This window comes from Phocaeicola faecicola (genome assembly GCF_013618865.1).
Taxonomy (GTDB): domain Bacteria; phylum Bacteroidota; class Bacteroidia; order Bacteroidales; family Bacteroidaceae; genus Phocaeicola; species Phocaeicola faecicola.
The window spans coordinates 20,685-42,078 of sequence record NZ_JABSOE010000025.1; the positions used below are offsets into that span (position 1 = coordinate 20,685).

Genomic DNA, 21,394 nt, shown 5'->3' on the forward strand with positions numbered 1-21,394 from the left:
TCCTGCAGTAGTTTAGTTTTTGAATCAATCACTTTTCTATTTACACAAACGGTGCCGGCATCAGTATGAGATGCCGGCACCGCCTACAGATAAACCTATACAGGATATTGTATATTAATGAAATGACTTATATGTTCCGAGATTCTTCCATCAAATAATCGTACGTTTCTTTCGATAATTATCGCGGAACTCCTTAGGAGAACAATTTTTCTTTTTCTTAAAAATCCGATTGAAATTAGACAGGTTATTAAAGCCGCACTCATAGCATATTTCAGCAACGGCCATGGTCGAATCCACCAGCAGACGCGTAGCATGCCCCAAGCGCAGGTCGATAATATAATCCGACAAACTCTTTCCCGTACGCAATTTGAAGAAACGGCTGAAAGACACTTCCGTCATGCCCACCATATCGGCCAGTTGCCCCAGTCTGATTTCCTCCTGATAATGCTTTCCGATGTAACTCTGCACCTTCTGTACCCTCCGGCTGTCGGAATGTACTTCAATCTTCGCAAAGGAAGAACTGGAAAGAGTACGCGCCCGGTCGGTAAACAAGGACAGTTCATACAGCAGTGTCAAGAAATGAACCACCGCATAAAAGCCTTTCATCTCCGGAAGTTTATCTATCAGGGAATATACCTTGACCACCGCATCCATCGGGAAGCACAGACCATACTGAGCCTTGTCGAGCATCTTCCGGATCATACTGAACTGATTGGTTTCAATCAGTCCGTTCAGAAATGCCGGGACAAACTGGATGGTAATCTCCCTGATCTGCTGAGATACACAGGTATGCTGTTCCCATACATGCTCCAGGTCGGGACTGGTAATCAACACCAGGTCATAGTCACCGATGACTTCTTCCGAATCTCCGATAATACGGCGTACCCCCGGGGCATGTTCTACAAAATTCAGTTCAAACTCCCGGTGCGAGTGCATCGGATAAGTAAACTCTTTCTTATGCCTGTCGGCGATGTAAAAACAGTCTTTTTCGGAAAGAGGGGTTATTTCACGTATAAAACTTTCATTCACCATTTTTTCCATAGTACCATTCTTTGTTCACAAAGATAATAAATTTACGATAAGTATAAAGAAATCCGGATAAAGTTCAGACAGAAAGTTGCCACAAAATCCGGGCTCCGACATTTTAGAATAAACTTTACACTGACTCAACTTTTATCCGCCTTAACTTTCCGTCCTCACAACCTTGAATTTCTTCTGGAATTATCCCCAACCTATCACAATAAGATAAAACCGTATCACTCCCTTCATAAAATAACACCTATTTTTGCAACTAGAAAGAACGATTGAACAAAACCTAATTATCAAAAAAATGAAAAGCATGAAAGCAACACGCAAAATCAGTCTGTTGGCAGGTTTTTCACTACTTGCCGGAGGGCTATGGGCGCAAAACTTCTGTATTTCTACGCCCGGTACCTCACTCGTCATCAATGCCCCTACTGGTGGAGAACTGAAATACCTCTATTATGGCAACAAGCTCAGCGAGACCGACCTTCAGCAAATTGAAGCCGTATCCAACTGCAATCACACGGCCTATCCGGTCTATGGGATGAACTGCCCCGGAGAAGTGGCTCTTGCCGTGACACATGCCGACGGCAACCTGTCTACCCAGATGGAAGTGGCCAGTGTCAGTACAGAAACAGAAAAGCAGGCCACACTGACCACCGTGCGGTTGAAAGACAAGGTCTATCCTTTTTATATTGATGTATGCTATAAAGCCTACCAGGACGTGGACATGATTGAAACCTGGACCGAAATCAGCCATCAGGAGAAGAAGGCAGTCCGTCTGACCCAGTTTGCTTCGGCCTACCTCCCTGTGCGGAGAGGAAACGTATGGCTGTCTCACCTTTCAGGCTCCTGGGCCAATGAGGGCCAGCTTACTCAGGAACCGCTTGAACCAGGTATGATTGTCATCAAGAACAAAGACGGAGTGCGCAACTCTCATACGGCCCATGCCGAAGTGATGTTCTCCCTCGACGGAAGTCCCCGTGAGAACACCGGACGAGTAATCGGAGCCGCATTGTGCTATACCGGCAACTACAAGTTGAGAATTGACACCGACGACAGCGAATACCATCAGTTCTATGCCGGTATCAACGAAGAAAACTCCTCGTATACACTTCCCGGCAAAGAAACATTCCGTACTCCGTCCGTTGCACTGACCTATAGCAACGAAGGACTGAGCGGAGCCAGCCGGAACTTCCACAAATGGGGACGCAACTACAAGCTTGCTCATGGCAATACGGTCCGCGACATCCTGCTGAACAGTTGGGAAGGCGTTTATTTCGACATCAATCAGGAAGGTATGGACCAGATGATGGGCGACATCGCTTCCATGGGAGGAGAACTCTTTGTAATGGACGACGGATGGTTCGGAGACAAATACCCGAGAAAAGACGACAGTTCTTCACTGGGTGACTGGGTAACCGACAGCCGTAAGTTGTCAGAAGGCATCGGAGGCCTCATCAAAGACGCTCAAAAACACGGTATCAAGTTCGGTATCTGGATAGAACCGGAAATGGCCAATACCACCAGTGAACTGTATGAAAAGCATCCGGAATGGATTCTGAAAGCCCCACAGCGTGATCCGGTACTGGGACGTGGCGATACACAAGTCGTACTCGACCTGGCCAACCCCGAAGTGCAGGACTTTGTCTTCAAGGTAGTAGATGACCTGATGACCCAGCATCCTGAAATTGCCTACATCAAATGGGATGCCAACATGGCCATCATGAATCACGGCTCTAACTACCTGACCAAAGACAACCAGAGCCACATGTATATCGACTATCATAAAGGATTCGAGAAAATATGCCAGCGCATCCGTTCCAAATATCCGGACCTCGTCATACAGGCCTGTGCCAGCGGAGGCGGACGTGCCAATTACGGATATCTGCCGTACTTTGATGAATTTTGGGTAAGCGACAACACCGATGCCTTGCAGCGCATCTACATGCAGTGGGGAACCTCTTATTTCTTCCCAGCTATTGCGATGGCTTCACACATCAGTGCTGCTCCCAACCACCAGACATTCCGCACCGTTCCGTTGAAATTCCGTATCGATGTAGCCATGAGCGGACGACTGGGTATGGAAATCCAGCCCAAGAACATGACTGATGAGGAAAAGGATTTATGTCGCAAGGCAATCGCCGATTATAAGAAAATCCGCCCTGTAGTCCAACTAGGAGATATCTATCGTCTGGTTTCTCCTTACGACCGCCTGGGAGTTGCCTCACTGATGTATACCAGTCCGGAGAAAGACAAAGCCGTGTTCTACTGGTGGAAAACCGAACACTTCGTCAACCAGCACTTGCCGCGGGTAACCCTCGCCGGACTTGATCCTGACAAGAAATACCGGATCAGTGAGCTGAACCGGATTGACAACCAGCCGCTGGCTTTCGAAGGCAAGACATTCAGTGGTGCTTTCCTGATGGAGAACGGTCTGGAAATCCCTTATACACACCGGGTTGACTATCACAAGCAGAACGATTATGCCAGCCGGGTACTTTATCTTGAAGAAGTAAAATAATTACCATCTGATAAACAACAACCAGAAAGAACGGGACTGCCGAATTTATTTTCGGCAGCCCCGCTTCATTTACCTGTCGGCCGTTCAGTCAACCGGACCGCTCAGATGCATCACGGTCCGGTCCGTTACCGGTTATTCCCAATTATCCGTACGGAACGGATACATCGGAAGTTCCCTCAGGTTGGCCACATTTCCCGGTTGGAAATCACGGAAACCGTAACGTACGGCAACCGGTCTTTTTACCTTATCACAACTAACCTTTATCTGCGTATTATTGTAAACTTCTGCCTCGGCAGGATAAAATACCCTGTCACTTCCGGCAACTTCAAATCCTTCCATGCCAGCCAGACGGTTAAAGCCTTCGGATGCATGGTCGAACGAAAGAATTACTGTAGAGTCCTTGACCTCCATCGATTTATAAACCGGTCCGCATGCCTCAATGCCCGGCACCTGATAGGTACGGCTCAACGCCATGTAAGCCAGTCGCTTTCCGACATCGGTCTTATTCTTCGGATGTACACTCTTGATTTCATAAGGCTCCACCAGGTCATTGGTAGAAATCATACCGCTGTTCGGTATCAGAGCCTGAGCCTTGAACTGAGCCTCTCTCAGCAAGGCACAGCCGATGGTTTCAGTAGAATTGAACGGAGCTATCTCTACAAAATAAAACGGAAGTTCGCCCAGTCCCCATTCCTTGCGCCACAACGACACCATCGTCTTCAACCGTTCCGCATACGTCTTGTGCTTGCCCACGTTCGACTCTCCCTGATACCACAAAAAGCCCTTGATAGTATAATTCTGCAACGGCTTCAACATTCCGTTATACATCAGAACCGGGCTCAGGTAATGCCACCAGTCGTGTCCGTCCTCCTTGCGGATGTCACGCTTCAAATCAATGTCCGGATACTGAGATACGATTTCACGGGGAAGCCATCCCTCCACCGTGGTTCCACCCCAGCTGCAGTTGATGATTCCCACCGGAATATCCAGTACCCGGTTCACCATCCGTGCAAAATGAAAAGCCGTGGCACTGAATGCCGGAGCATTTTCCGGATTGCTCACTTTCCAGCTGCCCCGACAGTTATCCACCGGCTGCAACTGCCCATTCTTTTCGATGGTAGCCACACGGATTCCCTTCCATTCCGAAGCAGTGGCAATGACCTCATTCGCCCCTTCAATCGGACAATTCCAGAATCCCCTTAAAGGCATCTCCATATTCGACTGTCCGGAGCAAAACCAGACCTCACCGATCAGAACATTGTTCAACACCTTCTCCTCTCCGTCGGAAATCGCAATCGAATAAGGCTGATAACTGGCCACAGGAGTCTTGATTCTGGCCTTCCACTTTCCGTCGGCATCGGCCTTTACCGTATACACCTCATATCCCCACGAAGGACGAATCGTTATTTCCGCATTGGCATTTGCCTTTCCCCACAGGCAAGCCTCTGTCTGCTGCTGCAAGACCATGTTGTCACTCAAGATATCGGGCAGTGTCACCTTACCCCATATACTTGCCTGCATCATCAGGAAGCAGGCAAGTACAATCCACTTTTTCATCGCTTTCCTATTTTAAATTCTGTTTCACTTCATTCCCATTTCATCAGTTTTTTCAGAAAGGCCGTCAGTTCGGAAGCCATTTTCTGATGCTGGCGCATCGAAGGATGATAATTGGCTCCCATGCCCAAAGACCCCGTCTGAGGAGACATGTCAAACCGGTATACCTCCTTATCCCCCATCCGTTGTCTTTCCATAACCACCAGATCCATTGCTTTTTTCACATCCTCCAATGACTTCCCGTTCAGCATGGAACCACTCAGCAAGACCAGTTTTGCAGAAGGATATACCTTCCGAAGCTGCTGCAGAAAACCACGGTATCCTTCGGTCAGCAACTTCTCATCATAGTCTCCCAGACTGGTATCATTCGTACCCAAATTCACACAGACCACGTCAGGAGTATAAGCTGTCGCATCCCAACATTCAGTAGAATCACCGAAAAGGACCTGCGTATACATTGCAGGCAGACAATCCTTGCTGCCCGAGCGGGGAGCTCCGTAATTCCGGTATACCCCGATGCCGGAACGGGCCACCACCAGGTGCTGGGCCTTCAATGCCCGGGCCGTACGTGCCGCATACGTATAAAAATGATTCTCGGTCTCATACGAAAAAGGATCCAAAGGATTTTCCGACTCCACTCCATATCCGCAGGTCATCGAATTACCAATAAACTCAATCCTGCGTGCCGGCAATTCCGGAGCCTCAGCCAGGCGGCATCCCTTATCCAGATAAAAGCCCCTGAATTCCGGTTTCAGTTCATGACCTTCAATGACATACATAATCCGCACCCGATGAATTCCCTCGGGCAATCCCTCTGCCAAAACCTTCACCGAATCAGTTTTGGAATAATCTATCCGAAAAGGCAGATTCTCATCTATTTCCACCATAAACGACCCGCTTCCCGGACTGGTTGCCATCTGCAGCGAAGAGCCCTGAAAACGTGCCAGGAAACTGACTCCCGGATAAGTAAAGCGCACCTTGTGCGGAATGCGCTTGCTGATCCGTCCCATATAAACGATGCGTGCATCATCGGAAGCCACAAAATTCTTTTCCGGTATGACCGACTGAGCATAGGCCGAAGAAAGTAATCCCGCTCCCCAGATACACGAAAACAGTAACGGTTTCAAACGATTTTTCCCCATATCCAATTCTATCTTCATTGTCCAACAAACGTATTATTCATCCTCTCTCATTTTTCCGACAATGCCTTTTTCACCATCTGTCCCCATTCTTTCACATCACTATCCGTCCATCCGGCATCCGGAGCAGAAGGATAAAACATCGAGCATGTTTCATTCTTATCGGAAACAGACCAGGCTGCCCAGCTGATATGGTGGCGTTTCATCCACTGCAGCCATTCGTTCCATTCCTTCTTGTCGAGACGGCCGTCCCCGCTTGCCTCCATTCCGGCACATTCCGAAACAAAGACCGGAAGTCCCTTTTTCAAGGCATAATCGGCACGCTCCCTCAATTCCTTCTGATGAGTAGCGGCATAGAAATGAAGAGTATACATTACATTACGGACACCCGTTATCGGATTATCGGCAGCCAGATGCAAGTCCTGATCCCAGTGCGGAGTGCCTACCAAAATCAAGGCATCCTTATCTACCGAGCGAATTTCACTGATGATCTCTTCGGCATACGCCTTCACAGCCTCCCAGGAATCCTCGACAGGCTCATTGAACACTTCATATATAACATTCGGCACTCCTTTATAACGGTGCACCATCTTGCTGAAGAACTGTCTGGCCTCCTGCGTATGTATACCATGGCTGTGCCAGTCGACAATCACATACATGTCGTTCTTAATCGCAGCATCCACCACTGTCGTCACACAGGTCAAAGCCTTCTCCGGATCGGACAGATAAGCCCCCTCCGGTTCCACTCCCATTGCCGCACGAAGCAGCGTACATCCCCACTGTTCCTTAAGATTCTTCACCGCCGAAGCATTGTAGAAACGGGGCCACCAGTTATGCCAGCCCAGGCTGACACCTTTCAACACGACCTTTTCCTGTCGTTCACTGACTAAAAAAGTACCATTGACTGACAAGCGGTCGACCGAAGCATACGCTGTCATTCCACCCAATACCCCCCACATGGCAATTGCCAAACAGATTCTGAAAAAGACAAACTGAGTCTTTACTTTTCTTATTTTCATAGTCTTCAAAATTTAAATTACCAAAGATGCTATCCGAATACTCATCGGTTTACATTGGCAAAATTAAACCAACAACGCCTCAGAAAGCAATACTTTTTTATCATATTTTCTTCATTCATCCCTCAAATGAGCCTTCCGGGACGAAAAAAAAGGATACACCCTCCCTCTTCCGACCGGACGGTATATCCTTTATCTTTTCCATCAAACCGAGCCATATTCCTACCCGCACGGCAGTGATGGACCAATCACCTGCCAGGGCATCCGTTTCACCGGACACACCGGAATTACTCCTGTTCCTCTTCGGCAGTCTCTCCTTCCAGCGCCCTGCCCTGCATCCTCGACGAGAAACGCTTTTTCGGAGTAATACCCAGTTCCTTCAACATTTCTGCCTGCCGGATCACATTTCCCTTACCCTCCGAGAATTGCGACAGCGCATTCTCGTAGCTGACAGAAGCCGCTTTCAGCATCTCACCCATTTTCTCGAACGTATCCGTAAAGCCCACCAGTTTCTCATACAGTGCAGTACCCCTCTTCACAATCTCCTGCAAGTTCTTTTCCTGATACTCCCGTTTCCACAGGTCGAGCGCCAGACGCAGCGCCGCAATCAGGTTGGTAGGACTCATCAGTACCACCTTTTTCTGATACGCATAATTCCACAGATTCGGGTCGGCCTGCAAGGCAAGCACATAAGCCGGTTCGTTAGGTACGAACATCATCACAAAATCCAGTGCCTTTACGTTATATTTCGAATAATCCTTCCGGCTCAGTTCATCGATGTGAGCCCGCACCGAAGCCAGATGCGCTTTCAGGTACTGCTCCTGCTCCCCACGCCCCTCTGCCGCCACATAATTGGCATAAGCCGTCAGCGACACCTTCGAGTCGATAATCACCTGCCGGTTGTCCGGATACACCACCAGCACATCCGGCTGCAGCCGCTGTCCCTGCTCGTTCCGGAGCGGTTCTCCATGCTCATCCTTCAGAAACTCCTGACGGAAAAACTCCTCTCCTTCCCGCAGTCCCGAATTCTCCAGAATGGTCTCCAGCACCATCTCTCCCCAGTTTCCCTGCAACTTGGAATCACCCTTCAAGGCCCGCGTCAAGTTATTGGCATCGTCACTGATCTGCTTGTTGAGCAGCACCAGTTCCTTAATTCTTTCCTCCAGTGAAAAGCGCTGCTTCGACTCCCTGTCGTACACCTCAGCCACCTGATGCTTGAACTCCTTCAGATTCTCCCCAAACGGCCTCAACAGTCCGGCCAGGCTCTCCGCACTCAGTTTATTGAAACTTTCCGTTTTCTGCTGGAAAATCTTATTGGCAATGTTCTCAAACTCCACATTAAACTGACGGCGCATTTCCGCCACTTCCTGTTTCTGGGCCTCCAGTTTCTCCTGCCAGCCCTGCTTCTCCACCCGCAACAGTTCCTCCGCATGCTTCTGCTGCAACTCCATCTGTGCCTGCAATGCCGACACCTTACGCGATGCCAGCAAATATCCCAATACGGCGCCAGCCACCAGGCCGGTCAATAAAAATACCATTTCCATCGTCTTTCCCTATCTGTTTATTTATTTTATCTGATTCCTTCACCCAGTTATCTTTCACTCTCGATGAATTCTTTTGGAAACTCAATCGGATTGGATACTTCCCGCTCCGTCTCCACAGGATAAATCCCTCTTGCGAAGTTAGGAAAAAACCCGAAACCCTAAAAAACTTCAGGCACTTATCCGCTGCCCCTCCGAAAAAGAACACTTTCTCGCAAAAAAGAACGATAACTCCTCCCAAAATGAAGGACAACTGATTTATTTTTTATAAGTTTGCATGATCTTTAATTGTTCATACATTTAATATTAACTTTAATCATTATGATACACACCCGATTCATTTCCCTTGCTCTTGGGATGCTGCTTGCCCTTCCTTCTTCAGGCAACACTCCCGAAGACCCGTTGAAAACCGTACAGAAAAGCATTCTGGAAGATCCCCTGATGGAACAAGTCACCCGGATGGCCCACCAGACCGTTTCGACCGGCCTCAATGCTGGAGACGGATACGGAGAAGTATGGATCCGCGACTTCAACACCTTCATACAGGTGGCCATGGATGTCATGCCCGACCGTGAAGTACAGGAATGCCTGAATACCTTCTTTCATTTTCAGGGAGAAGGCGGTGACATCGTAGACGGATACATGGATATCCGCAAGGCCAACCTGAACGACCCGGAGGGTTATCGCTACCGGCTGTCGAAGACCCGCCCGCAATATGCCGCCCATAAGAATACGGTGGAAACCGACCACGAGACCTCCCTGGTACAGGCCGTTTACCAATATGTGAAGAAAAGCCGGAACACGGCCTACCTGCAGACCGTCATCAACGGAAAGACGGTGGAACAGCGTATGGACCTGGCCCTGCAATACCTGATGAATGAAAAGCTCAACAAACAGTACGGACTGATTACCGGTGCTACGACCGCCGACTGGGGAGACGTTCAGCCGGAACATCCCTGGGGAGTGGTGATTGATGAGCACACACATTACACCATCGACATCTACGACAATGCCATGCTGGTGCTGGCCATCGACAATTTCAAGGAAATAGCGACCGACAAGGCCTGCGGAGAGAAATGGGCAGCTGTGAAACAACAGTTGACAAGCAATATCCGCAAACACCTGTGGGACAGTCAGCGGCAGAAATTCATTCCGCACATCTACCTGAACGGCTCTCCTTTCCCAGAGACCTTCGATGAAAACCAGGTATATTACCACGGAGGTACGGCAGTAGCCATCCTGGCCGGTCTGCTCAGCAAAGAAGAAATTGCCCATGCCAACCAGCGGATGCTGGAGAACGTGGAAAAGGCGCATGCCCAGACCATCGGACTGACCCTGTATCCGACTTATCCGACAGGCAGTTTCCAGAACGTAGGCATGCATCCCTATGGCTATCAGAACGGGGGCGACTGGACCTGGTTCGGTGCCCGGATGATCTGGGGGCTGACCGAAAACGGATTCATCAAGGAAGCCTATGAAGAACTGAGACCGATGCTGGAAAGAGTCGTCAAGAACCAGGGATTCAACGAATGGTATACCCCTGCCGGAGAACCGAAGGGTTCAGGTACCTTCCGTGGCGAAGCCGGTGTATTGTGCCGCGCCATCGAAGGCCTGCAGGAATGGGCAGAGAACTACCGTTCCGTACCGGTGGAAGAAGCCAAGGGAGGAATGGTATTGTTCACCTTCGGGCAGTCGAACTCGGCCAACCACGGAGTCGGAAAATACCAGCCCGAACATACCGTATACAACTATTTCGAAGGCCGTCTTTATCCTTCTTCCGATCCGCTGATCGGGGCAACCGGCTACGGTGCCAGTGTGTGGAACCGCCTGGCCGACAAACTCATCGATGAGAAACTGACCACGAAAGTCACCCTCATCCCCATCGGAGTAGGAGGTGTGGAGATTGCAGCCTGGGCAAAGGGAGGCTATCTGTATGACAGACTGACCGAGACCATTGCCGGCCTGAAAGCACAAGGCCTTATCCCCGATTACATTCTGTGGCATCAGGGAGAAACCGACAACATCAAGAACACCTCGAAAGAAGAATACATCCGCCAGTTTGAGACCATCCGCGAAGCCTTCAGAAGTCAGGGCATCGAAAGCCCCATCGGCATAGCCGTGGCCTCCTACCATCCCGACTGTATCGACAGCGAGGAAGGGAATGACTCCCAGATACGGGAAGCCCAGCAGGCCCTCTGCAAGAAATACAAGGACCTGTTCATCGGCCCCGATACCGACCGGCTGAACAAAGCCCTTCACCGTCCCGACGGCGTACACTTCTCCCGCATCGGTCTTGACGCACATGCCGACGGATGGGTCAAAGCCATAAAGAAAGTCAGATAAGTGTCAGCCCTGTCTGCGTATTTGTCAGAAAATCGTGTCAGAATGGCAGTTCCTGCCTTTGGCACGATTTTCGCTGTTTATATAGCGTCCGACAAAACAGAAAGGCTGCGGACAACCCAATCAAGTATAAACAAGTAAAAATATAAAGACTATGAACATTAAACCATTAGCAGACAGAGTCCTGATTCTTCCGGCTCCTGCAGAAGAAAAAACAATCGGTGGTATTATCATTCCTGACACAGCTAAGGAAAAACCGTTACAGGGAACCGTTATAGCAGTAGGAAACGGCACAAAAGACGAAGAAATGGTGCTGAAAGTAAACGATACCGTATTGTATGGTAAATATTCCGGTACTGAAATCGAATTCGAAGGCGTTAAATACCTGATGATGCGTCAGAGCGATGTATTGGCAGTATTGGGATAATTAATGAACAAATAGTTTAGACAATAAAGAAAGGAAATAAGATTATGGCAAAAGATATTCTCTTCAACATTGACGCTCGCGATCAGTTGAAAAAAGGTGTAGATGAACTGGCTAATGCAGTGAAAGTAACCCTCGGTCCGAAAGGCCGTAACGTAATCATCGAAAAGAAATTCGGTGCGCCTCACATCACTAAGGACGGAGTTACAGTAGCCAAGGAAGTGGAATTGAGCGATCCGTTCCAGAACACAGGTGCACAGCTGGTAAAATCAGTTGCCTCTAAGACAGGTGACGATGCAGGTGACGGTACTACTACCGCTACTGTACTGGCTCAGGCAATCGTAGGCGTAGGTTTGAAAAACGTAACTGCAGGTGCCAACCCGATGGATTTGAAACGCGGTATCGACAAAGCCGTTGCCAAAGTTGTAGAATCTATCAAGTCACAGGCTGAAACCGTAGGTGACAACTACGACAAGATTGAACAGGTTGCCACTATCTCTGCCAACAACGACCCGGTAATCGGTAAACTGATTGCCGATGCAATGCGCAAGGTTTCTAAAGACGGTGTCATCACTATCGAAGAAGCCAAAGGAACTGACACTACTATCGGTGTAGTAGAAGGTATGCAGTTCGACCGCGGTTATCTGTCAGCTTACTTCGTAACCGATACAGAAAAGATGGAATGTGTAATGGAACATCCTTACATCCTGATCTACGACAAGAAGATTTCTAACCTGAAAGATTTCTTGCCTATTCTGGAACCGGCTGTACAGAGCGGACGTCCGTTGCTGGTAATCGCTGAAGACGTCGACAGCGAAGCACTGACTACTTTGGTTGTCAACCGTCTGCGCGGACAGTTGAAGATCTGTGCCGTAAAAGCTCCGGGCTTCGGCGACCGCCGCAAAGCCATGCTGGAAGATATCGCCGTACTGACCGGTGGTGTGGTAATCAGCGAAGAAAAGGGCTTGAAACTGGAACAGGCTACTCTGGAAATGCTGGGTACTTGCGACAAGGTTACTGTATCTAAGGAAAATACAACCATTGTCAACGGTGCTGGTGAAAAAGAACTGATCCAGGAACGTATCAACCAGATCAAGGCCGAAATGAAGAACTCTACTTCAGACTACGATAAGGAAAAACTGCAGGAACGTCTGGCCAAGTTGTCAGGTGGAGTAGCTGTTCTCTATGTAGGTGCTGCCAGCGAAGTAGAAATGAAAGAAAAGAAAGACCGTGTAGACGATGCTCTTTGCGCAACCCGTGCAGCCATCGAAGAAGGTATCGTACCGGGTGGTGGTGTAACTTACATCCGTGCCATCGATTCACTGGAAGGCATGAAGGGTGACAACGCCGACGAAACTACCGGTATCGAAATCATCAAGCGTGCCATCGAAGAGCCGCTGCGTCAGATTGTAGCCAACGCAGGTAAAGAAGGTGCAGTAGTGGTTCAGAAAGTACGTGAAGGAGAAGGCGACTTCGGTTACAATGCCCGTACAGATGTTTACGAACACCTGCATGCAGCCGGTGTGGTTGACCCAGCAAAAGTTACCCGTGTAGCTTTGGAAAACGCCGCTTCTATCGCCGGTATGTTCCTGACTACTGAATGTGTAATCGTTGAAAAGAAGGAAGAAAAACCTGAAATGCCAATGGCTGCTCCAGGAATGGGCGGTATGGGCGGCATGATGTAATTTCTAGCCTACGATATAATCTCTTCAAATAAAAAGGTTCCCCCGAAAGGAGGAACCTTTTTTTGTGCCCGGTCCAGAGCCTCAACAGATGCCTGTAAAATATGGGAACAGCATAAAAAGAATTTGAAAAGTGCTAAATAATAGAAATTTTATAGTATCCAAATAAGAAAATACCTGTTAAACAGGGAAATTTACTTACCTTTAAAGAAGAAATACATCACAATTTTAAATCTATCAATATATGAACAAAACATCAAGAGCAAAAATCGTTGGTCTAATGACCGTCATTATGCTAATTCTTATCATAACAACCGGTTTTTTCTCTATACCTATTGGAATCAGCACTTGTTCCATAATCGGAATCATATACGGCTATAATCGTAAAGACAAGAACTTCTTTAAACTTTCAGTATTTGCATTTGTTATTGGTGTACTATCAATCATTTATACTCTTTTCTTAATACAATCAATGTAATAACAATTATGCATAAGTATAATGGATGACAACATTCAGACCAAAGGTACTTATTGGCTTTAATTATAATTCAACTCTAATCTGTCAACAATTATATCAACAGTTTCCCCTCCATTTAACAAAAAAACGGAGTATATCTTTCCTATTTATCAAAGGGGTTACTTTGAACAGCAAAAATAGTAATATTCATTTCAGAAACACATTGATTTTAAGTAGTTTGTAAGATAAGAAAAACTATTTGAAAGTTCAAATTCAAACCACTCCTTAAAGTGATATTTAACTAAAGTGCTCATTTTTTATTTTATCCGACAGACTCCCCAACAGAACCAACTTAAGAAAAAGAAATCCGCCACTGATTACAGTTGAATCAATGACGGACCACTTACTATTTCATAACATCATATCCAGTGCCTGCTATTTAAGATAAGGCACCGTTATCCACTGGGTATCCGGGAAATCCCGTTGCAGCAGATTGCGCAGATACCCTTCCGTATCCTTCCGGATCCATTCATCGTCATTCTCCGGATACAGGTTATACACAAGCGTATGCAGGCGGATACCCCTGCGGGCAATCGCCTCCAGACTCAGCAACGTATGATTGATGCTACCCAGACGTCCGGAGGTCACAAACACCAGCGGATACTGCTTTTCTGCCACATAATCAATCGTCAGCAGGTCGCGGGTAAGCGGCACCATCAGTCCCCCGGCACCCTCCAGCAAGACGGCATCATACCGTTCCGACAAGGCAGCTGTCGCCCGCTCAATCTTTTCAAAATCAATCGGCCTCCGGTCAATCTCTGCCGCCAGGTGCGGAGAGCACGGATAAGAAAAAATCTCCGGCATGGTAAGCCCCTCCTTGTCCTCCGGGAGCAAGCCCGTTCCCATAATCCGGCGGTGCAGTTCGATATCCTCCGAGATATCCACATTGCCCGTCTGTATAAACTTCTGCGTAATGGTACGCCTTCCCTGTTCATTCCATACCTTGGCCAGGTAACCGGCCGCATAACTCTTGCCGACATTGGTGTCAATGCCGCTGACAAAAAATACATTTTCTTTCATTCCTTCTCCCTTTCGTTCAGTATCCTATATTGAATATATTCTTCGATTTTCATTTTCAAATGTAACTTCACGGAAAACCCTTATTTCCTCCTTTTATAATCCTTCCCTCCAGTTTTCCTAAATCCATCCGCACCGCGGTTTTATCAGTCAGCGGCGCTGATTATATCATCCACGCCACAGTTCCAAGAATCACCGCATTGGTTTCAATTTACTTTCAGCCTGTCGTACAGTATTCCTCCTGATTTTTTCATCTTCCGACCGATATACACACAAGTAAGCTTTCCCTTACTTTTTCGCAATCATGTAAATCGGATGATACGTCAGCAATACCCCTCCCTCAGGAGACGGATAACGCTGCTCATACCTGCGGCAGAATTCTGACAGTGACTGCCGCGTCCATGTCCGGCTGCCAATACCGGTCACCCCCGTCTCCTTCAGGTGCTTCAGTACCTCCATCGGGGAAGCAAACGTCAGCCGGATCAGGTCCTCCCGACTGTACAGCACCCGATAATTCCGTTCCAGTTCCCTTCTCAGTTCCGCCTGTGAACGATAAGGCAAGGTCGCCGAAGTCAGGGCAGCCACCTCTTCCATGTTCCGCGGACCAAACGTACTGAACGCCCAGTAACCTCCTTCACGCAAGCGCGCATGGCATTTCACAAAAAACTCCTCGGGATGCTCAAACCACTGAATGGCCGAACAAGACACGAACAAATCCTGACCGTCGGGGAAATCCACCGTTTCCGCATCCCCCGGAAGAAATGACACATTTTCCCTCAGCACGTCCTTCAAGGGAACCTCCATCTCGGGGCAGAGATCGTTCAGCCACATCCGTTCCGGCCGTTCATGCTGCAGGAAATCACGCGTAAAAGTTCCCGTGCCACAACCCACTTCCACCACTTTCTTCCGTTCCGACACCGGCACATACGTCCTCACCAGACGGGCCATCCGCCGGGCAATCTCACGCTGCACGTCCGCACGCTCCGCATAGGTGGCCGCAGCCTTGGAGAAACGGCGCCGAATCAACGCTTTGTCCATAACTCCTCCTCTCCTATGAGCAGCCGGTTGAACACCCCGGCATCGTAGTGCTCCGCCTCTACCGTCACCACCGCCGCACGCTGTTCCCATGCCCGGCACTGGGCTGCAGGCGGAAATATCTTATCACGAGTGCCCACATAAGCCATATCCCACTCGAACGGAGCAATGGGCCGCTCCTTCACCTCGCGGTACAGCGCCGCCAGTTCTTCATGCAGGCTCTCCACCGAACGGTAAGGAGCATACGACAGAAACTCCTTTACCCCTTCGGCAGTTCCGCAGATACGGCGCCGGAAACGCACCAGCACCGGTTCCGAGAAATTGGCCAGGGTCCCCTGAAAGATGGCTTCGGGAATCCCTCTTTCGTCATCCACCGGCACAGGAGTACCGTTCACCGCCAACCGCAACTGCCACGGGTAGTCCCTTCCCTGCAATACCTGAGAAGCTGCCCAGACTCCCATCGACCAGGCCATCAGACGTATTTCCTGATAGCCTTCGAGCAGCGAGTAATCGAAATCCAGGCAACTGTAGTCGAAGCAGAGCAGGTAATCATAACCTTCCATCACCGGACGGGTGAAAAGGTGCTCGTCGGATCCCCATCCGGCAAAGAAAAGCAGCAGCCGGGGATTCCCTTCCCGCTTGATAAATACCTGCCTCATACCACACTCGATTTAGGGGTGATACATGCCATCAGTCGCTTCACTTCTTCCTCCGTAACGGCCGCCGTCAGCGAGAAACGCAGACGCGAAGTTCTCTCCGGCACCGTAGGCGGACGTACCGGCAACACATAAAATCCTTTCCGCTGCAAGGCGTTAGCCTGCTCGATGGCCCGTTCGCTGGCCCCAATCGTCAGTGGCACAATGTGGCTCTGCGACGGACAGACATATCCTTTTGACAAGATATCCTCCCTCAACCAGGCAGCCAGATGCTGCAGGTGCTTTCTCCGCTCCTGCCACTGGGGCAGGTGAGCCACGACAAACCGTGTCCAGGCAATATTCAAAGGAGGCAGGGCCGTAGTAAATATCAGCGTCCGCATCTTGTTGACCAGATAGTCGCGCAGCAGTTTCCGGCAGATGACAAACGCACCGACCGATGCCAGCGCCTTTCCAAAGGTACCGCACAGAAAGTCAATGTCGGCGATACACCCCTGTTCTTCGGCAACTCCCAGTCCGTTAGCTCCTCTTACCCCCACGGCATGCGCCTCGTCCACATAAAGCATCACCTGAGGATAACGCCGCTTCAGTGCCACCAGACGAAGCAGATCGGTCACATCGCCGTCCATACTGAATACACTCTCCGTCACAATCACCATCCGCGGATACTCCGCCTGATACTTCTCCACCAGCGACTCCAGTTGCCCGTAGTCCTGATGACGATAACGGATACAGCGGGCCGCAGACAGACGGATACCGTCTATCAGACTGGCATGCACCAGTTTGTCGGCCAGAATCAGCGTTTGGGCATCCGTCACCGCAGGCAAGATTCCCACATTCATGTGGTAACCGCTGTCGAGGACCAGTGCCCCCTCCGCCTGATACAAGTCGGCAAGCAGTTCCTCCAACTCCGCATACACCGGAAAATTCCCTGTCAGCAACCGGGAAGAAGAAGCCGAGAAAAGAAAGTCCCTCTCGCTCAGTGTCTCCATAAACTCCTCCCTCAGCCGGGTATCGGAAGCCAGCCCCAGATAGTCGTTGGAAGAAAGGTTCAGCAGACACTGCCCCTCCTTTTCCACCCACTTGCCTTTATAGATAGCCTGCGGCAACCGGCGCAAGTTTCCCTTCGCAGCCAGTTGCTCCAATTCATTCAAATAATATTGATCAAGTTCCATAGATTCTCATACTTTCCGTTCCGGTCCGTCCGGAACCGTTTCCGAAGTCCTGTTCCCTTACGGCAACCCTCCTACGGATTAATTTCACTTACAATCTTCAACAGTCCGCGGGTAAGCTGACTAAGCTCCTCAGGAGAGATGACAAACGGCGGCATCAGGTAAACCAGTCTGCCGAAAGGCCGTACCCAGATACCTTCCTCCACAAAACGGCGCTGCATCCATGCCATGTCTACCGGACGCTTCATTTCAATCACCCCGATGGCACCCAGTACCCGCACCTCCTGTACCTGCGGCCAGGCAACAGCCGGAGCCAGTTCCTCTTTCAACTGCGCCTCAATGCGCTTCACCTTTCCCTGCCAGTCTGAGGCCAGCAGCAAGTCGATAGACGCACAGGCCACCGCACAAGCCAGCGGATTTCCCATGAACGTAGGACCGTGCATAAAGGCACCCGGTTCGTGAGACGAGATACACACTGCCACCGGATGTGTAGTCAGCACCGCCGAAAACGTCATATAGCCGCCGGTCAGTGCCTTGCCCACACACATGATATCGGGCTCTACCCCCGCATGTTCCCAGGCAAACAGTTTTCCGGTCCGTCCGAAACCGGTCGCAATCTCATCGAATATCAGCAGAAGTCCGTACTTACGGCACAGGGCCGCTGCCTCCACCAGATACCTCGGATGATAGAAGCGCATGCCTCCTGCTCCCTGAACCACCGGTTCGAGAATCAGTCCGGCCAGCTCTTCATGATGTTCTTCAATGGTCTGCCGCAACGGCAGCAGGTCGGATTCCAGCCACTCCCCGCCAAACTTCGACTGCGGTGCCGGAACAAAGTAACGCACCGGAAGTGCCTTGCCGAACAGACTGTGCATTCCGGTCACCGGATCGCAGACCGACATGGCATTCCAGGTATCCCCGTGATAGCCGGAGCGGATGGTCACGAAATTGGTCTTTTCCGGGTGACCGGCAGCTACCTGATACTGAACGGCCATCTTCAAGGCTACTTCTACAGCCACCGAACCGCTGTCGGCATAGAATATGTGCTGCATGGAGGGCGGTACCAGCGAAAGCAGTTTCTTTCCCAAGGCAATGGCCGGTTCATGAGTCAGTCCGCCAAACATGACATGAGCCATGCGGTGCAACTGCTCTTCAACGGCCCGGTTCAGCACCGGATGATTGTACCCGTGTACGGCACACCACCAGGAAGACATTCCCTCAATCAGGCGTGTACCGTCTTCCAGTTCAATCGTACACCCTTCTGCGCTCCGGACCTTATAGGTCGGAAGCGGATCCAACATCGACGTATAGGGATGCCACAAATGCTCCCTGTCGAAGTTATCAACAACCTGTTCATAACTCATAACCTGCCTCCTCTATCCGTTTTACGTCATCGCTGACTTTCGATCCAAGGGTAGTCAGCAAATCACCCACAATGGCCGAGTTGATACCCACGTAGAGTGCCCGGCGGACAGCCTCATCCGAAAGCAGGGAACGTCCTCCCGCAAAACGGAGGTAGGCTGTCGGATTCACGAAGCGGAACATGGCTACGGCACGTATCACCTCTTCTTCCGACAATGGCAGGGCTTTTTCCAGTGGCGTACCCGGAATGGGCTGCAACAGATTCAGCGGAATAGACTGCACCTCCAGTTCCTTCAGTGTAAAAGCCAGTTCCACGCGCTGTGCCAGTGTCTCTCCCATACCGATAATTCCACCGCTGCAGACATCCATGCCCACCCTGCGGGCTGCTTTCAGCGTTTCAATCTTTTCTTCCTGAGAGTGTGTCGTACATAAATTGGCAAAATAAGAAGGGGCCGTCTCCAGGTTGCAATGGTACCGGGTCACTCCCGACTCATGCAACACACGAAGCTGTGCTTCGGTAGCCAGTCCCAGTGAAGCACACAGCAATATGTGCGTATGTTCCTTGAGATATCTGAAATGTGCAGACAGTTTCTCCATCTCTCCGGCCAGCGGACGGCGTCCGCTGGTCACCAAAGAAAAGCGGGATACTCCCTGCGACTCGTTCAACTGTGCATGACGCAGACATTCCTCACCGTCCACCAGTCCGTAAGTATCCACCCCCGTCGCATGATGGGCCGACTGCGCACACCACTTGCAGTTTTCCGGACAACGTCCTGACTTGGCATTGATAATGGAACACATATCGAACTTTCGGGATGCATGACACACCGTCAGCCGGTGGGTTGCCTCACACAACTCATCAAAAGGTGCTTCCTCCAGCAGCCAAAGGGCTTCTTCGGGAGTAATACCTTCTCCTCCAACTCTTCTTTCCAGTTCAGCTATTTTCATATCGGTAATCTATAAAATAAAAAAGGCATTTGTCCTTCCAGACGGCTTCCAGTTACCACAGGAAACCCCGGAACGACAAATGCCTTCAGACTTCCACCCGGGAAGTGTGAAACAAATAATACTACATTCTCCTTAGGGCAAGGACATCCCCACACGATGCCTTTCAGCAAGACAATCAGTTGCCGGAACGACATAGCGCATCCGGCGGGTACCGTCCACCCCACACAAGAATCCGTTCCGCCGGAATCGGGAACGACCGAACGGACCTCTGAGACATGACATACCTGTACCACCTCCTTTGCTTTCGACAAAGAAGCATCGGCTATTCCCTTGCCTACCTGTCCGATAGTCACATTACGATGCAGGCTGCAAAAAGCAGCATATGCCTTACGGCTCCAACGCAAAAAACGGATAGCCTTCTGAGCCCTATGTAAAAGGATGCGGTGCATAATCAGAAGTATATCATCAGATTCGAGTGGACGCAAATATAGGGAAAAAATCAGCATTCCATACACGAGAGCGACTTTTTTTGCCCTAACCGCGGTTATCGGCCTTTGAATCGGACAATACTGTGGTAAAATTTATATCTTTGCAGAAAAATAAATTTTCTGTTTTATGGAACGATGGTATGTGATATGTTATATGAATCAGGGAATGCAATGTCCGGATAAGGAATAATCGTATTTGCATCCTCCGGATTTTCTGCCCGGCCGACAGAACTGCCTGTGATACAGCAGGATTCTCCGGAGTGGATAAGGAATTGCCCGGTATAAACTACAATAAAACATTAACAGACCCAAACGATGAAAATTTATCATACAGAAGACTTGTCTGACACAGCATATGCTGTGCCGCAGAAGAATGAAAACTGTCAGTACTGCTCAGCAGGTACAGCAATGACAGAAAGCACAGAAAGTAAGGAAGATACAGAGGTTAAGGAAGGTAGATCAAATAAGGAAAGTGTACGGGCTGAAAACGAAGCGTACTGTGTCCGCAAAGGGGTAAGCTACCTTCGCCTGCAGTCACGGGGCACAGTCCCTCCTTTCCAGTTCCTGGAACGGTCACTGCGCATTTTCCACGATACTCATATTCCCATCTACCTGATGACTTCATCGAGTACCAATCTTTCGCTGACTACGGAAATGACGGAAGAGACTTTTCTTTCAGTCGGCAAGGAACTGTCGGAGTTTGCCGAATGGACCGTGGAGCACCACGTAGCCATCCTGCGTATACCCGAGTCTCTGGCACAGAAAGAAGAGCATATCGGTACCGACATCAGCCGGCTGTTGCATCAGCTTCCCATCCTGATGATTTCTTACGGCAGTGACAATCGTAATCTGCTGGTTGCCCTGAGGGAAAGCGACTGCGAGAAGGCTATCCGGATTCTGACCGAAGCATGTCCGCTAAAAGAGAACGGGAATTTCCCCCAATACAACTAATCCTTTGA

At 49.7% G+C, this 21,394-nt stretch carries 15 protein-coding genes and 1 pseudogene; 5 read left to right on the plus strand and 11 right to left on the minus strand.

Features of this window, described 5'->3' with window-relative positions; translation table 11 throughout:
• Nucleotides 1-150 precede the first annotated feature (150 nt).
• Nucleotides 151-1,041 (minus strand): helix-turn-helix domain-containing protein, encoded by an 891-nt coding sequence (locus tag H3001_RS08515; RefSeq protein ID WP_246368531.1) that lies wholly within the window; start codon nucleotides 1,039-1,041, stop codon nucleotides 151-153.
• A gap of 289 nt (nucleotides 1,042-1,330) precedes the next feature.
• Between H3001_RS08515 and H3001_RS08520 the strand changes: the two genes are divergently transcribed.
• Nucleotides 1,331-3,547 (plus strand): alpha-galactosidase, encoded by a 2,217-nt coding sequence (locus tag H3001_RS08520; protein ID WP_394367800.1) that lies wholly within the window; start codon nucleotides 1,331-1,333, stop codon nucleotides 3,545-3,547.
• A 132-nt stretch (nucleotides 3,548-3,679) separates the two neighbouring features.
• Here H3001_RS08520 and H3001_RS08525 read toward each other — a convergent pair whose 3' ends face one another.
• From H3001_RS08525 to H3001_RS08540, 4 genes are all read right to left on the minus strand, one after another.
• A complete protein-coding gene (locus H3001_RS08525; RefSeq protein ID WP_181214696.1) occupies nucleotides 3,680-5,104 on the minus strand; it encodes a sialate O-acetylesterase in 1,425 nt (474 codons plus the stop codon).
• Nucleotides 5,105-5,133: 29 nt separating this feature from the next.
• Complete coding sequence (locus H3001_RS08530) at nucleotides 5,134-6,261, minus strand: SGNH/GDSL hydrolase family protein (protein ID WP_246368532.1); 1,128 nt, start codon at nucleotides 6,259-6,261, stop codon at nucleotides 5,134-5,136.
• Nucleotides 6,262-6,290: 29 nt separating this feature from the next.
• On the minus strand, nucleotides 6,291-7,199 hold the full coding sequence (locus tag H3001_RS08535; protein WP_246368534.1) for a glycoside hydrolase family 5 protein: 909 nt from the start codon (nucleotides 7,197-7,199) through the stop codon (nucleotides 6,291-6,293).
• Nucleotides 7,200-7,543: 344 nt separating this feature from the next.
• Nucleotides 7,544-8,800: a DNA recombination protein RmuC gene (locus H3001_RS08540; RefSeq protein WP_178245685.1), complete on the minus strand. Its 1,257-nt coding sequence runs from the start codon at nucleotides 8,798-8,800 to the stop codon at nucleotides 7,544-7,546.
• Between the two features lie 318 nt (nucleotides 8,801-9,118).
• On the opposite strand from H3001_RS08540, the gene H3001_RS08545 reads away from it, so the two are divergent.
• The 3 genes from H3001_RS08545 to groL all read left to right on the plus strand — a co-directional run bounded on the left by H3001_RS08545 (nucleotide 9,119) and on the right by groL (nucleotide 13,246).
• Nucleotides 9,119-11,140, plus strand: coding sequence for a sialate O-acetylesterase (locus H3001_RS08545; RefSeq protein WP_181214698.1), 2,022 nt, complete (start codon nucleotides 9,119-9,121; stop codon nucleotides 11,138-11,140).
• A 151-nt stretch (nucleotides 11,141-11,291) separates the two neighbouring features.
• A complete protein-coding gene (locus tag H3001_RS08550) occupies nucleotides 11,292-11,564 on the plus strand; it encodes a co-chaperone GroES (protein WP_178245681.1) in 273 nt (90 codons plus the stop codon).
• A gap of 44 nt (nucleotides 11,565-11,608) precedes the next feature.
• Entirely contained in the window at nucleotides 11,609-13,246 is a 1,638-nt protein-coding gene (gene groL / locus H3001_RS08555; protein ID WP_178245679.1) for a chaperonin GroEL, read from the plus strand.
• A gap of 889 nt (nucleotides 13,247-14,135) precedes the next feature.
• Here the strand turns inward: groL and bioD are convergent.
• From bioD to H3001_RS08590, 6 genes and pseudogenes are all read right to left on the minus strand, one after another.
• The gene (gene bioD / locus H3001_RS08560; RefSeq protein ID WP_178245677.1) at nucleotides 14,136-14,780 is read right to left on the minus strand and encodes a dethiobiotin synthase; all 645 of its coding nucleotides are present in this window, start codon (nucleotides 14,778-14,780) and stop codon (nucleotides 14,136-14,138) included.
• 285 nt (nucleotides 14,781-15,065) lie between these two features.
• A complete protein-coding gene (gene bioC / locus H3001_RS08565; RefSeq protein ID WP_181214699.1) occupies nucleotides 15,066-15,815 on the minus strand; it encodes a malonyl-ACP O-methyltransferase BioC in 750 nt (249 codons plus the stop codon).
• The gene (locus H3001_RS08570; protein ID WP_181214700.1) at nucleotides 15,800-16,471 is read right to left on the minus strand and encodes a DUF452 family protein; all 672 of its coding nucleotides are present in this window, start codon (nucleotides 16,469-16,471) and stop codon (nucleotides 15,800-15,802) included. Before H3001_RS08570 ends, bioC begins: the two co-directional genes overlap by 16 nt.
• Entirely contained in the window at nucleotides 16,468-17,640 is a 1,173-nt protein-coding gene (locus H3001_RS08575; protein ID WP_181214701.1) for an 8-amino-7-oxononanoate synthase, read from the minus strand. Before H3001_RS08575 ends, H3001_RS08570 begins: the two co-directional genes overlap by 4 nt.
• A 71-nt stretch (nucleotides 17,641-17,711) precedes the next feature.
• Nucleotides 17,712-19,947, minus strand: a pseudogene (gene bioA, locus H3001_RS19675) (adenosylmethionine--8-amino-7-oxononanoate transaminase).
• Nucleotides 19,944-20,396 carry a hypothetical protein gene (locus H3001_RS08590; RefSeq protein WP_181214704.1) on the minus strand — a complete coding sequence of 151 codons (453 nt, stop codon included), beginning with the start codon at nucleotides 20,394-20,396 and terminating at the stop codon, nucleotides 19,944-19,946. Before H3001_RS08590 ends, bioA begins: the two are co-directional and overlap by 4 nt.
• Before the next feature lie 354 nt (nucleotides 20,397-20,750).
• Between H3001_RS08590 and H3001_RS08595 the strand changes: the two genes are divergently transcribed.
• Nucleotides 20,751-21,386 carry a hypothetical protein gene (locus tag H3001_RS08595; protein ID WP_181214705.1) on the plus strand — a complete coding sequence of 212 codons (636 nt, stop codon included), beginning with the start codon at nucleotides 20,751-20,753 and terminating at the stop codon, nucleotides 21,384-21,386.
• Nucleotides 21,387-21,394 lie beyond the last annotated feature (8 nt).